The sequence below is a fragment of the Formosimonas limnophila genome (assembly GCF_014652675.1).
Lineage (GTDB): Bacteria > Pseudomonadota > Gammaproteobacteria > Burkholderiales > Burkholderiaceae > Hydromonas > Hydromonas limnophila.
The window spans coordinates 155,838-170,283 of sequence record NZ_BMZG01000005.1 but is presented as its reverse complement, the minus strand read 5'-3'; the positions used below and the strand labels follow the sequence as shown (position 1 = coordinate 170,283).

The 14,446-nt window shown below is 49.3% G+C and carries 10 protein-coding genes and 1 pseudogene; 8 read left to right on the top strand and 3 right to left on the bottom strand.

Annotation, left to right across the window (positions count from 1 at the left end; all coding sequences use genetic code 11):
* Positions 1-112 precede the first annotated feature (112 nt).
* Positions 113-1,540 carry a pyruvate kinase gene (gene pyk / locus IE082_RS06020; RefSeq protein WP_189493059.1) on the bottom strand — a complete coding sequence of 476 codons (1,428 nt, stop codon included), beginning with the start codon at positions 1,538-1,540 and terminating at the stop codon, positions 113-115.
* Positions 1,541-1,866: 326 nt separating this feature from the next.
* Between pyk and IE082_RS06015 the strand changes: the two genes are divergently transcribed.
* Positions 1,867-3,093 (top strand): ISL3 family transposase, encoded by a 1,227-nt coding sequence (locus IE082_RS06015; RefSeq protein WP_189492970.1) that lies wholly within the window; start codon positions 1,867-1,869, stop codon positions 3,091-3,093.
* 118 nt (positions 3,094-3,211) lie between these two features.
* On the opposite strand, the pseudogene IE082_RS06010 reads toward IE082_RS06015, so the two are convergent.
* Positions 3,212-3,726 (bottom strand): annotated as a pseudogene (locus tag IE082_RS06010) (transposase).
* 223 nt (positions 3,727-3,949) lie between these two features.
* Between IE082_RS06010 and IE082_RS06005 the strand changes: the two are divergent.
* The 5 genes from IE082_RS06005 to IE082_RS05985 all read left to right on the top strand — a co-directional run bounded on the left by IE082_RS06005 (position 3,950) and on the right by IE082_RS05985 (position 9,475).
* A complete protein-coding gene (locus tag IE082_RS06005; RefSeq protein ID WP_189492968.1) occupies positions 3,950-6,532 on the top strand; it encodes a DNA topoisomerase III in 2,583 nt (860 codons plus the stop codon).
* A 161-nt stretch (positions 6,533-6,693) separates the two neighbouring features.
* Complete coding sequence (locus tag IE082_RS11455; protein WP_373295066.1) at positions 6,694-7,077, top strand: DUF4345 domain-containing protein; 384 nt, start codon at positions 6,694-6,696, stop codon at positions 7,075-7,077.
* A complete protein-coding gene (gene argB / locus IE082_RS05995) occupies positions 6,966-7,844 on the top strand; it encodes an acetylglutamate kinase (RefSeq protein ID WP_373295071.1) in 879 nt (292 codons plus the stop codon). The genes IE082_RS11455 and argB overlap by 112 nt, the downstream gene beginning before the upstream one ends.
* Positions 7,845-7,880: 36 nt before the next feature.
* Positions 7,881-8,339: an HIT family protein gene (locus IE082_RS05990; RefSeq protein ID WP_229809743.1), complete on the top strand. Its 459-nt coding sequence runs from the start codon at positions 7,881-7,883 to the stop codon at positions 8,337-8,339.
* Positions 8,336-9,475 carry a DUF3734 domain-containing protein gene (locus IE082_RS05985; RefSeq protein ID WP_189492964.1) on the top strand — a complete coding sequence of 380 codons (1,140 nt, stop codon included), beginning with the start codon at positions 8,336-8,338 and terminating at the stop codon, positions 9,473-9,475. The genes IE082_RS05990 and IE082_RS05985 overlap by 4 nt, the downstream gene beginning before the upstream one ends.
* 13 nt (positions 9,476-9,488) lie before the next feature.
* Here IE082_RS05985 and IE082_RS05980 read toward each other — a convergent pair whose 3' ends face one another.
* Complete coding sequence (locus tag IE082_RS05980) at positions 9,489-10,475, bottom strand: RluA family pseudouridine synthase (protein WP_189492962.1); 987 nt, start codon at positions 10,473-10,475, stop codon at positions 9,489-9,491.
* 666 nt (positions 10,476-11,141) lie between these two features.
* On the opposite strand from IE082_RS05980, the gene IE082_RS05975 reads away from it, so the two are divergent.
* Entirely contained in the window at positions 11,142-13,985 is a 2,844-nt protein-coding gene (locus IE082_RS05975) for an Rne/Rng family ribonuclease (RefSeq protein WP_189492960.1), read from the top strand.
* A gap of 234 nt (positions 13,986-14,219) precedes the next feature.
* The gene (locus IE082_RS05970; protein ID WP_189492958.1) at positions 14,220-14,411 is read left to right on the top strand and encodes a hypothetical protein; all 192 of its coding nucleotides are present in this window, start codon (positions 14,220-14,222) and stop codon (positions 14,409-14,411) included.
* Positions 14,412-14,446 lie beyond the last annotated feature (35 nt).

Genomic DNA, 14,446 nt, shown 5'->3' with positions numbered 1-14,446 from the left:
CAAGTCATGACAATTACACGACAACAACAGCAACTCCCGATAAACACCACACAAACAAAAACGGCATTGAGCCAAAGCCCAATGCCGTTTTTGTTCAATCACCATCAAACCATCACGAACCGATGCGACGCACCAGCATGGTATCAGAACCACCAATCTTGCCCATCGTTGAACCTGAGGTAGTCACCACCAAATCACCCAGCTTGAGCAAACCACGCTTCATCAACAACGCCTCTGCCGTTGCCATAGCGTGCTCACGTGTCATATCCTCTGTCGGCATCGGCACCACCGACACCGTGCGGTACAAACTCAAACGACGCAGCGTGTGGATGTTTCGGCTCATGCATAGAATCGGCACGCCACTGTTAAAACGAGACATCCACAAAGCGGTCGAGCCAGACTCGGTCATGCACAAAATCGCATTGGCATTGAAGTGATAAGCGGTGAACATCGCCGCCATTGCCACAGACTGGTCAATACGACCAAAGGTGCGATTGACCATCTCTTGGTCAAGGTTAATGGGGGTAAATGACGCTGCTTCCACACAGACCTGCGCCATCACGCGCACAGTCTCAATCGGGAAAGCACCCGACGCCGTCTCCGCTGAGAGCATCACAGCGTCCGTACCGTCGAGCACCGCATTCGCCACATCCGACACCTCTGCGCGTGTTGGGACATGGCTGGTAATCATGGACTCCATCATTTGGGTGGCCGTGATGGAAAGCTTGTTTTTTTCACGCGCCATGCGAATCATTTTTTTCTGTAATGCTGGCACTTTCGCATCACCCACCTCAACCGCCAAATCACCTCGCGCGACCATAATACCGTCAGAAGCCTCAAGAATTTCCTCAAGGTTTGGAATGGCTTCCGCACGCTCAATTTTGGCAATCATCAAAGCATTTGTACCACCCGCATTGCGCATCAGCTCACGCGCCATGTACATATCAGCGGCATTTTTTGGGAAAGACACTGCCAAAAAATCTGCCTCAAATGCGGCTGCGGTCAAAATATCCGTCATATCTTTGCTCGTCAGTGCCGCCGCAGACAGCCCACCACCGAGTTTATTAATGCCTTTTCGATTGGACAAAACACCGCCTTGCTCAACCACGCAACGCAAGCTCGATTCATTTTTTGACAATACCTTCATGCGGATTTTGCCGTCATCCAGCAGCAATATATCACCACCAGTGACATCTTTAATTAATTCAGGATAATCCAAACCAACGCGCTGCACATTACCTGGTGTAGCAGAATCTGTATCAAACACAAACTCCGCACCGTTGCTCAACACCACGCTTTTTTCCTCAAACATCGCGATGCGGATTTTTGGCCCTTGTAAATCGGCCAATACACCTACATACACACCTTCTTCTTCAGCAATGCGACGCACCAGATTCACACGGTCAATGTGGTCTTGTGCCGCGCCATGCGAAAAGTTAATGCGCACGACATTCACGCCCGCCCGAATCATTTCACGTAAAGTTTGCTCATCAGATGAAGCAGGCCCGAGCGTGGCCACGATTTTTGTGTCTCTCATTATGTGTCTTCTTGTCTTGTGTGGTTGATCGAATATTGTGTCCTACACGCCCAAGAGGATGCGCTTTTTTCCCAATAAAATCAAGGGTCAATGTAAAATAATTACTTAAAATTTCTATTTATTTGTTGTTTTACTACAAGGCTCAAGATGTGCTGTCCGAACTGTTTAGACCCCGCGAGACTCTTCAAGTGTGGTGATTTTTGAAGGTTTTTTATTTTGAAATAGCTTTGCCAAGGTTGAGTAAGTCCTAAATGGCTTGGTGAATTGTTCTTTTGGTGGTTCTATAACGTTTGGTGTGGGTTAAACTGCTAATTTTGAGAAGAAAGCACATGAACAGTGAGCAGTTACTTGAACTGGCATTGAACTTGGGTGCACCATGGCGTGTAGAGGAATTGAGTTTTACAGGTCAGCAAGGCAGCCAAGAGTTAAAGATTCGAATTGGTTATGCCAAGTGCTCAAAGTTTGAAGATGCAAACGGACAAAGCTGCTCGGTTTATGACTCAGAGGTTAGGCATTGGCAGCATTTAGACTTCTTCCAACATCGCTGTATTATTGAGTGTAAGGTTCCACGGATACTTGATAGCACAGGTAAAGTAAAAACGGTTGTTGTTCCGTGGGCGCGAGAAGGAAGTGGTTTTACGTTACTGTTAGAAGCATTCATGATGTCGTTGATAGAATCAGAAATGCCAGTGAGCCGAGTGGCGCAATTGCTTGGTGTAAACGCCCCGAGAGTATGGGTCGTATTTAATCATTGGGTTTCACGCGCATTGCGCGGCGATTGCTGCAAAAGTCTTACCCGATTAGGTGTTGACGAGACGAGCTCGAAGCGAGGTCAGGACTATATCGCGGTAGCTGTTGATTTAGACCAGCGTAGGGTCGTTGCCGTCACAGAGAAGCGAAACCGAGAAAGTGTACAACGAGTATCTGAGATATTAAAAACTAAGGATGCAACAACGGCGCAAATTTCAGAAGTAAGTATGGACTTGTCACCTTCATATATTGCTGGCGTCAGCGAAACATTTCGGTCTGCCAAAATTACATTTGATCGATTTCATGTGGTGAAGTTGTTGAATCAGGCCATGATGGAAGTTTATAGAATCGAGTGTGCTTGGCATCGTGAATTAAAAGGTAATAAATATACGTTTGTCCGAAATAGAGACACTTTGTCGAGCAAGCAGGAAGCTAATCTCACTATGTTCACAGAGGCCTATCCATCACTCGGCGAAGCCTATCGCCTTAAAGTGCTATTTAATGATTTGTGGGATATGGCAGATGCACAGGAGGCTCGTTCATTTGTAATTGATTGGTGTACCGAAGTTGAGCGCAAACGCATCCGCCCTCTGATGGTGTTTGCTAAAACGGTACGTGGACATTTAACAGGTATTGTGCGGTTTGTTGAAACCAGAATTTCTAATGGCATACTTGAAGGCATCAATTCTAAAATACAACTTGCAAAACGACGTGCCAGAGGATTCCGAAAAATCAAGAACTTCATGAACATGATTTATTTCTTGTGTGGACGTCTAAAAATGAACTACCCACACCAAACGTTATAGAACCCTTTTGGTGTTTGCTTTTGAATCCATTTAAGTGCTTTGTGAGTGTTTGTGCACCAGTTGGCTCAGACAACGCTTGGCTGGTTTGGTTGAGGGGCTTTGGTGTATGGTTCAAGTTTTAGGGCGTGTTAACACTATTCAAGCAATCAACGATAAGTGCGAAAAGAATAAAGCCGCTAAACAAAACATCAAGTTTATCAAAGCGAGAGGATATACTACGAAAGCCTTTTAACCTTCAGAACAAACGCTCGATTTCATTTTTGCGTGCATAAACTTTTCGGTCGAACATGCGTATTTTTGTAGTCCAGCCTGCCCGTGATTTACCTATGGCTTGTATGCCGTTTTTTAAAGCACCAGTGCCATCGGGATGGTACTGTATAGGATGCGCAGCAATTGTTCTTTCTGCAAGTGCTCAAACACTTTGGTGAGCGCATCAGACTTTGACCAGCGGCTCATTCGGGTGTAGATAGTGTGCCAGTTACCAAAGTGCTTAGGCAGTCCGCGCCTCTTGCAACCGTGTTCGGTGACGTACAATATAGCATTGAGCACTTGCAGGTTGCTTAAACTTACGTTGCCGCGTTGTTTGGGGAGGACTGGTTTTATTTGCTTGTATTGGGTTTGTGTGCGCTTCATACACACATGTAACAATTTATTGGTAGTATTAACACGCCATAGCGAAAAATCCCAGTCGTTCAGACTGGGATTTTTTTATGTCTGTTGCAAACAAAAAAATAACAAAAACGACACAAGGCTTGCAAACAGCGCAATCTTGCGCGTATCATGAGCCGAAATTTCGGGGACAGAAAAACATCTGTAGATTGGTTGTCGCATATACACACACTATAATAGGTTAAAAATGAGCAAAATCCTCATCATTGCTGAGAAACCCTCGGTAGCGAATGACATCGCCAAAGCGATTGGTGGCTGTACCAAAAAAGACGATTTCCATGAAAACGACGAGTATGTGGTTGCGGCGGCGGTCGGTCATTTGTTGGAATTGGTGGTGCCAGAGGAGTATGACATTAAGCGGGGTAAATGGAGCTTCACCCATTTGCCGCATATTCCGCCGCATTTTGATTTGCGCCCGATTGCCAAATCAGAGTCGAAACTCAAAACCTTAACAAAACTACTCAAACGCAAAGATGTGTCAAGCATCATCAATGCCTGTGACGCGGGGCGCGAGGGTGAACTGATTTTCCGTTACATCATGCAGTACACGAAAGCGAAACAACCTTCAACACGGCTGTGGTTGCAGAGTATGACGCCCACGGCGATTCGAGATGGCTTGGCTCATTTGCGAACGGATGAGCAGATGCTTAACCTTGCCGATGCGGCGCGTTCGCGCTCGGAGGCTGATTGGCTGGTGGGGATTAATGGCACGCGTGCGATGACGGCGTTTAATTCGAAAGACGGTGGGTTCTTTTTGACCACGGTCGGGCGTGTGCAGACGCCGACACTGACGGTCGTGGTGGAGCGAGAGGAAGCGATTCGCGCTTTTAAGTCTCGTGATTACTGGGAAGTGCATGCCGAATTCGTTTGCGCACAAGGCGTGTACAAAGGCCGCTGGTTCGACCCGAAGTTTAAAAAAGATGCGAAAGAAAACGCGGAAGACCCTGAGCGCAAAGACAACCGTCTGTGGAGCAAGATTTCTGCCGACACTGTGGTCATCGCCTGCGAAGGTCAAAGTGGTGTTGTCACTGAGGAAACAAAGCCCGCAACCCAAATGTCGCCTGCCTTATTTGATTTGACCAGTTTGCAGCGTGAGGCGAATGCCCGCTTTGGGTTCAGTGCGAAAAACACGCTTGGCTTGGCACAAGCGCTGTATGAAAAGCACAAAGTGCTGACTTACCCACGTACCGATGCGCGTGCGCTGCCCGAAGACTATATTAATACAGTCAAACAAACATTGACGCAGCTCAAAGAACAAAACAACTACACACGCCATGTCCAGCCGATTGAAAAAAATGGCTGGGTCAAACCGAACAAGCGAATTTTTGACAATTCTAAAATCTCTGATCACTTTGCGATTATCCCGACGTTAGAGAAGCCAAAAAATCTATCTGAACCTGAGCAAAAACTCTACGATCTTGTGGTCAAACGATTTTTGTCCGTGTTTTACCCGCCTGCAGAGTTTCTCGTCACCACGCGTGTGACCACAGTCAAAGGCCATCATTTCAAAACCGAAGGTCGCGTGTTGACCAATCCGTCGTGGCTTGCCATCTATGGTCGTGATGAGTCAAAAGATGATGACACCTTGGTGGCTGTTGCTGAGGATGAAAAGGTTAAAACAGATCATGTCGATCCTGTGTGCTTGGCGACGCGCCCGCCTGCGCGTTATTCTGAAGCCACGTTGCTCTCGGCGATGGAGGGTGCGGGTAAGTTGCTCGATGATGAGCTCAAAGAAGCCATGAGTGGTAAAGGTCTTGGTACGCCCGCGACGCGTGCGACGATTATTGAGGGCTTACTGGGTGAGAAATACATCGTGCGTGAAGGTCGCGAGTTGATTCCCACGGCCAAGGCGTTCCAGCTGTTGACTTTATTGCGCGGTTTGGGTGTCGAGGAATTGACGTCTCCCGAACTCACTGGGCACTGGGAAACCAAACTGGCTCAAATGGAGCGTGGCGAGCTAAAACGCGATGCGTTCATGCGTGACATTGCGCAAATGACACAAATCATCGTCAAACGTGCCAAGGAATACAATGCCGACACTATCCCTGGTGATTATGCGACACTCAAAACACCATGCCCGAACTGTGGCAGTGTGATGAAGGAAAACTACCGCCGTTTTGCTTGTGCAAAGTGTGAGTTCTCGATCAGCAAAACCCCTGGCGGTCGCACGTTTGAGTTGCCCGAAGTCGAAGATTTGCTCAAAACCCGCGAAACACCACTGCTCACTGGATTTAGAAGCAAACGTGGTTTGCCGTTCGCCGCGATTTTACGCATTGTTGAGGACAAAGAATCGCCCGCTCGTTACAAAATGGAGTTTGATTTCGGTCAATCGAACGATGACGACGAAGAAGTCGATTTCACGGGGCAGACGCCGATTGGCCTATGCATCAAATGCGGTGGTAAAGTTTATGACAACGGCGTTTCTTACATTTGTGAAAATGCGACGGGCTTGACCAAAAACTGTGATTTTCGTTCCGGCAAAGTGATTTTGCAGCAAGAGGTGTCGCCTGAACAAATGGCCAAGCTGCTTACCACAGGTCGCACGGACTTACTCACGAGTTTTAAATCCGCGCGTACAGGACGTATGTTTAAAGCGTATTTGGTGAACAACAACGGCAAAACAGGTTTTGAATTTGAAGCCAAAGCACCGAAAGCTGAGCCAGCGACCAAGTCGAGAAAAACCGCTAAGACAGATGTTGCAGATGACGTCCCAGTGAAAAAGACCGTGGCCCAAAAGACCGTCGCTAAAAAACCTTCCACCAAAAAATAGGTTGAGGTCGAATGACGTTCACTATTCCTCTATTTCTCAGAACCTCCGGCGTAACCATCATCCTGATTGGGCTGCTTTATGGCGTTGCACCACAGGCTGTGTGGCCTGCGTTGCTTGGCTGAGTGGTGGTGCCGCCTGAGTTGCACGCGTTACGTGCGTTCATGGGCTTGTACATTAGCATTGGTGTTTTGCTGATTCTTGCGGCGCGCCGTGAAATGCACTGGCGCAGTGGCTTGACTTTAGAGGCTGCTTTTATGGTAGGTTTGGCTTCTGGACGAGTGCTCGGTTTACTGGTTGATGGGGTTGAACGGCTGGTTTTTGTGGTCTGCACTGATTGCCGAGATTCTCTGTTTGGGAATGTATTATCACTTTTTACGTTTGAAAGAAATTCGCCATGTTCGTTAATACCGACGTCAAAGAACTGTATGAGCAAATTGCGACGATTTCGCCGAATCTCAAAGCGGGTATCCTCGCCGAAGCCCTGCCGCACATTCGACGCTTGCAGGGCAAAACGATTGTCGTCAAATATGGCGGCAATGCGATGACGGATGAATATCTACAGCAATGCTTTGCACGAGATGTCGTGTTGCTCAAGTTGGTTGGTTTGCAAGTGATTGTTGTACATGGCGGCGGCCCGCAGATTGAGAATGCTTTGAGCCGTATGGGTAAAAAAGGCGAGTTTGTCCAAGGCATGCGAGTGACCGACAAAGAAACCATGGTCGTGGTCGAAGCCGTGCTCGGTGGTCAAGTTCAGGGGCAAATCGTCGGCTTGATTAACCACGCGGGTGGCTCGGCGGTCGGATTGTCGGGGCGCGATGCTAATATGATTCGCGTGAAAAAATTAATGCTACAGGATACGCATGATGCGAGTGTGCAGCATGACATTGGTCAGGTGGGCGATGTGACGCACATTGACCCTTCGGCGGTGACGGCGTTGCTCAAAGGCGGGTTTATCCCTGTGGTTTCACCGATTGGCTTTGATGAGCACAACCATGCTTACAATATCAATGCGGATGTCGTCGCAGGCGAGCTCGCTCGTGTGCTCAATGCCGAAAAACTCGTCATGCTCACCAACATCAAAGGCGTTCTGAACAAAGATGGCGAGCTGATGAGTGAATTAAATAATGCGCAAATTGATGATTTAATCGCCGATGGCACGCTCTCAGGTGGTATGCTGCCCAAAATCGCTTCTGCACTTGATGCAGCCAAAAGTGGCGTGAATGCGGTGCACATCATCGATGGACGTGTGCCGCACTGTATGTTGCTCGAAATGCTCACCGATACGGGTGTGGGCACGATGATTACACAGTGATTGGCTGTTGACGTTCGTTGATACAAGGATACCACCATGTTGCCTATTTATGCCCAGTCGCCTGACTGCCCGTTGTGCCAAGACAGTGGTGGTGAGCTCATTTGGCAAAATGATGAGTTGCGCGTCATTATGGTTGCGGACCCTCATTTTGTTGGATTCGTTCGAGTGGTTTGGAATGAGCATGTGTCGGAGATGACTGATTTATCTGCTGATCAGCGCCATCTTTTAATGGAAACGGTGTACTTGGTTGAGGAAGTCATGCGCCAAGTGCTCAATCCGACCAAAGTCAACCTTGCTAGTTTGGGCAACATGACGCCGCATTTGCATTGGCATGTCATCCCACGCTTTACCAATGATGTTAATTTCCCTCATCCTGTGTGGGCCATCACGCCAGAACAAGCGGCGCAGCCACCAAAACCTGTTGTCACGCCCGAACAATACACCGCTTTTGTGACGGCGTTGCGCATCGGTTTGTGGGCTGGGCCATCGTCATGAAAAAATCACTGGTGCACGGGTACGAGCAAGTGGCCTTGGTGCTTCAGGGCGGCGGTGCACTCGGTGCATATCAGGCGGGTGTGGTAGAGGGCCTGATTAAGGCAGGTATTGAGCCAAATTGGGTAGCGGGGATTTCGATTGGCGCGTTCAATACGGCCATCATCGCGGGCAATCCACCTGAGCAGAGATTTAGCGCCTTGCGTGCCTTTTGGCAAGAAATCTGTTCGCCCAACTACAGTCCGACACTTGGGTTGTTTGCACCATGGTTATCGATGTTGGGTGACAAGGCGCGCTATGGTGTGAATAGTTTTGAAGCCACGCGCACTTTGCTTGAGGGGCAGCGTGGCTTTTTTCGTCCGCGCTTTCCGCTGCCTATTTTTGGTAAAAAGTACACACCCGATGAGGTGAGTCACTATCGCACTGATGAGTTGCGTGTCACTTTGCTCAAATACGCTGACTTTGACCGCATTAACCAAGGCGATATCCGTGTGTCGGTCGGCGCGGTGAATGTGCGCACGGGTAACCTCACTTATTTTGACAACACTGACACCACGCTCACACCTGAACACTTTATGGCCAGCGGTGCTTTACCACCTGGATTCCCAGCTGTCATGATTGATGGTGAGTATTATTGGGACGGTGGATTGGTCTCTAATACGCCATTGGCGCACATTGTTGACCATCTCTCGCATAAGGATACATTGATCTTTCAAGTGGATTTGTGGTGTGCCCATGGTCAGCTACCCACTAATTTTTTCGACATCGATGAGCGCACCAAAGACATTGTTTACTCCTCACGTACCCGCATGGTCACAGACCAGCTTGCGGTTCGTGCGCGTCATCGCCATCTGCTGAAAAGCCTTTTGGAAAAAATACCTACCAAGCAACGTGACGCCATCACGGCTCAAGCCGCTGCGTTGGCTGCCGATGATGCGCGTGTCAACATCATGCACCTCATCTATCAAGACAAAGGCTATGAAGGGCACTACAAAGATTATGAGTTCTCAACATTGACCATGAATGAGCACTGGAGTAGTGGTTTAAAGGACATCGAGCGAACGCTCGCACATCCGGCATGGTTTGAAAAGCCCAGTGAAGAGGACATGGTTGTGACCCACGACGTTCACAGAAAGTAAGCTGACTGCGCTGCTAATGAGCGGCGTGCGCTTGCATAAATCGCACAAATTCGACGGGTAAATCACTCGTCACACTCAACACCTCGCCTGTGGCGGGGTGTTTGATTTTTAGCTCATGGGCATGCAAAAACATGCGGCCGTGCTTGGCACGAGCCAGTTGCTTGTTGAGATTGAAATCGCCATATTTTTCATCGCCGACGATGGGGTGATGCAGATGCAGGCTGTGCACACGGATTTGGTGGGTGCGTCCGGTGTAAATTTTGACGCGCACGGCAGTGTACCCATTGAGCGGTTTGTCTATGGTGAATCGACTGTGAGCGGATTGACCGTTCTCGTCGATTTGGACGCGTCGCTCACCAGTGGTTGTGACGTATTTATAGAGTGGTGCTTTGACGTGGGTCTCTTTGGCGGTCAACTCGCCGATGAGAATGGCGTAGTAGCGTTTGTCCATTTGTCCGAGTCGGATTTGTTCGTGGAGATTGACCAAGGCGCTGCGTTTTTTGGCCAAAATGAGCAAACCTGAGGTTTCGCGGTCAAGGCGATGAACGAGTTCGAGGAATTTTTGATGGGGATAGGCCGCGCGCAATTGTTCAATCACACCAAAAGAGACACCTGAGCCGCCATGGACAGCCAAACCTGCCGGTTTGTCAATGATCAGTAAATGCTCATCCTCATAGACGATGGGCAGTGGCATGGCACGGCTGTTGGGTACGGAGTTGCTTGGTTTTTCGGCGATGCGTACGGGCGGAATGCGGATGGTATCGCCTGCTTGAAGCTTGTAATCCGCGTCAATGCGACCTTTGTTCACACGAACCTCACCTTTGCGGATGACGCGGTAAACCCATGTTTTGGGCACGCCCTTGCACACACGCAACAGAAAGTTATCAATGCGCTGACCTGCCTCGTCGTCCGTGACAATGTGTGAGCGAACGCTTACTTCTGGTGCGTTTTGTGCCTTATTGGCATGATTTTGTTGAAATGTCTTGCGTAAGTCATTCATTTTGTTATAATTTCAGGGCTGTGGTCACCAAAACCGCAAAAGCGGCTTTTATGTAAGAGTCTAACGCCAGTGGGCGATTCGTGCGGTATTTATGAAGGTGGCGAATAAAGCAGCATTGTACAGGTTTAACCGATTTTCCCTGTTGATTTTGACGCTCAAGTCGTGGGGTCAAATGACAAAAAACGGGTGTCCAAGCAAACACTTGGCTCGCATGCGCGAACGGTGCTGTGGGGAGGTGGTTGTGGACGTGATGGTTGATAGGAAGTTTTGAAGAATTAGGGTTAGATGCCCAGCGAATCTCGCAGCATCTGGCCAGCGCGGTGTGAGTCCGCGCCGAGTGTGAGCCGAGCCAAGACAAAAGCTCGATTCAAACTCTCCATGATGCGCAACAGGTGATAATTGAGAACAAAACACCTGATGTCAAACCAAAGCGGTTTTTGAGTGATGTGGTCGGTTGTGTCGTGATACACGCGAGGCCGCATTATGCCCGTGTACACACGCGCCGAACCTAATTGTGTTCAATTGATTTGCTGTCATTTTTTAACGTTTTGCGAAAACGTCATCTTCTTTTTTCCTCACGCGTTGCGTTCAGGGCATGGCGGGTAGCTGCCACAGCTACCGATTAATCATGGATTGACCATTTCAATCCATTGAGGGAAATACATCATGAAACGTATGTTAATTAACGCCACGCACGCAGAAGAGTTGCGCGTGGCGATCGTTGATGGGCAAAAGCTCATTGATATCGACATCGAGACCTCAGGTCGCGAACAACGCAAAGGCAATATTTATAAAGGTGTTGTCACCCGCATCGAGCCATCGCTTGAAGCGTGTTTTGTCAATTACGGTGAGGAGCGTCATGGCTTTTTACCATTCAAAGAAATCGAACGCAGCTTTTTCAAAGCAGGCGTCGATCCACGTGGTGCGAGTATTAAAGACGCCATCACCGAAGGTCAAGAACTGCTGATTCAGGTCGAAAAAGAAGAGCGCGGCAACAAAGGCGCCGCACTCACGACCTTTGTGTCGCTCGCAGGTCGTTATTTGGTACTCATGCCAAATAACCCGCGCGGTGGTGGCGTATCTCGCCGCATCGAAGGCGAAGAGCGTCAAGAGTTGCGTGAAGCCATGTCTGAGCTCAATATTCCGCAAGGTATGAGCATCATTGCGCGCACGGCGGGTATTGGCCGTTCTGTTGAAGAACTGCAGCACGATATGGATTATTTGTTGCGTTTGTGGACGGCGATTGACGAAGCCAATAAAGTCAACCCAGCACCACAGCTCATCATCGAAGAATCCAACCTCGAAATCCGCGCGATTCGCGACTACTTCTCGCCAGACATCGGTGAAATTTTGGTCGACAACGCGACAGTGGCTGAAAACGCACGTGGTTTCATGACGCACGTCATGCCGCACATGGCCAACCGCATCAAGCATTACACGGACGATATTCCGCTGTACTCACGTTTCCAAATCGAGCACCAGATTGAAACGGCGTATTCGCGTACTGTACCTTTGCCTTCGGGTGGCGCGATTGTGATTGATCACACCGAAGCCCTCGTGTCTGTGGACGTCAACAGTGCGCGCTCAACACGCGGTTCTGATATTGAAGACACCGCTTTTCGTACCAATTGCGAAGCCGCCGAAGAGGTCGCTCGCCAATTGCGTTTGCGTGACTTGGGAGGCTTGGTGGTCATTGACTTCATTGATATGGAGTCATCGAAAAACCAAAAAGAAGTTGAATCTCGCCTCAAAGATGCGCTGCACTATGACCGTGCTCGCGTGCAAATGGGTAAAATTTCGCGTTTTGGTTTGATGGAATTGTCACGTCAACGTCTACGTCCGTCGCTGTCTGAAGGCTCACACACGACTTGCCCACGTTGTAATGGCACAGGCGTGATTCGTGACATCGAGTCCTCTGCATTGCATATTTTGCGCATTGTGCAAGAAGAGGCGATGAAAGAGCAAACAGCTGAGCTGCGCGTGCAAGTGCCTGTTGAGGTGTCTTCGTACTTACTCAATGAAAAGCGTGCAGAGGTTCATCATCTTGAGCACCGCACAAAAACCAAAATTGTCTTGATTCCAAACCGTCACATCGAAACACCGCACTATAAAATTGATCGCTTGCGCCAAGATGACGAGCGTTTGGACTCAGAGCAAGCCAGCTATGAGCAAGTTGAAAAACCATCAGATGATGTGGAGTACGCTAAAAAAGAAATCGCTAATCGTCAAGAACCTGTGGTCAAGGGCATTGTTCCTGACACACCTGCACCAATGCCGATTGAGAAACAGGCGGTTGTCGCACCAGTTGTGAAAAAAGGCTTTTTTGCGCGCCTCAAAGCATGGTTTGTTGGTGAGTCAGAGCCTGTTGTCGTTGTTGAAAAGCCCAAAAAACCTGCCCGTAACAGCAATGGTCGCAATGCACACAACAACCGTTCGCGTTCAGAAACCCGTGGAGGCAACCGTCCGAACGAGCGTCGTCGCAATCGCAATGATAAAGTGGAGCGAAAAGACGAGGACGCACCAGCGGCTCAAGCCCTAAATGAAACACGTACAGAACGCGCTGAGGGTAACAACCGTCGTGAACGAAACAACCGCAATCGCAATGACAAAACAGAGCGCAGAGAAGTGGTCAGTGCCGATGTCACCAGCGAAACCAAATCGGAGCAGCCACGGACTGAGCGCAGCGAAAGTAACAATAATCGCCGTGAACGAGGCAATCGCAACCGCAATGAGCGCAAGGAAACGGGTGATAACACTGAATTAACAAGTGTTGCGACGGCGGCTGTCGTTGCAGATACTGTGGTTGAGTCTGTGGCTGTGAATACAGCATCAACACCAATACCAACACCTGTGGTGGTCAGCGCACCGGCCATCAATGAAAACGCCGATCCTACCGAGCAAGCAAACGAAAGTGAACCTGCGCGTGAGCGTCGCGAGCGTCGCTCGCGTGGTGGTCGCGATCGCCGTGAACGTCGTGAGCGTCGTGAACAGCGTGAAGCGGTAGGTACAACCAATCCAGAAATGAGTGCCGCTGCCAGTACGGTGTCGCAGCTCATGCGTGATGATGACTTGACGGTGGATCATACCCCCATCACCATTGAGGTTGCTGCACCCGTGACTTCCAGTGTTTATATTGCCCCTGTGTCTGAGTTGCCTGTTGATACAGCCGAGACTTTTGCGGCGTTGATTCAGGATGAGGCTGTTTCTGAGGCTGTTGTTGCCACATCGGTGGTTGAAGTGATTCAGACACCGACACCTGTTGAACCTGCAGCCACTTTGCCTGTGCAAGGGGTTGTTGATTCGGTATCGGAAGTCGTACCATCGGCTGCGCCTGTCGTGTCGTTCGATGCGTTATTGACGCAAGCAGGTTTGGAGCTTGTGCAAACGGACAGTACAGCGGTCACCCCTGTCAGCGTTACCCCGCCTGCGCGCAATCACCCACCGAGAGAGCGCAAACCGCGCGCAATGATTGCTGATGAGCCGTTGCAGTTGATTGAAACTCGTAACTAATAGTGGTGCATGTGATAAAAACCGCAACCTTTACAGGTTGCGGTTTTTTATTGGAAGTGACTTGTCATGGTTTTGATTCTGTGGCAATTAGCCATTAAATTTGCCAGCCCTTTTGTCGATAAGTCTGGTGTAACAACCACAGTGGGCTGATGAGTAGAAATTGTATGTCTTTGAAGAATGATGGCTTTTCCTTCAATATAATGGCCATAAAAGCCGCAGTGCGCAGAAAAGAAAATGTCTACAGCTGCCCCACACCTACGCATCAGAAGCCACAGCCCAACGCGCCAAGCCCTGCAGCGCATGACTGCCACCCCCACCCTCAGCCTGCCGTATGGACAAGCCGACACCATCCCCGCAGCAGCCCATCACGGTGCAAGGTATCAAAAACGCCATCGACGCCACTGCGTGGGCGGCCAAGCAGATTAATCATGATTTATCTGTGCGAGTTTTACGAGCAACGT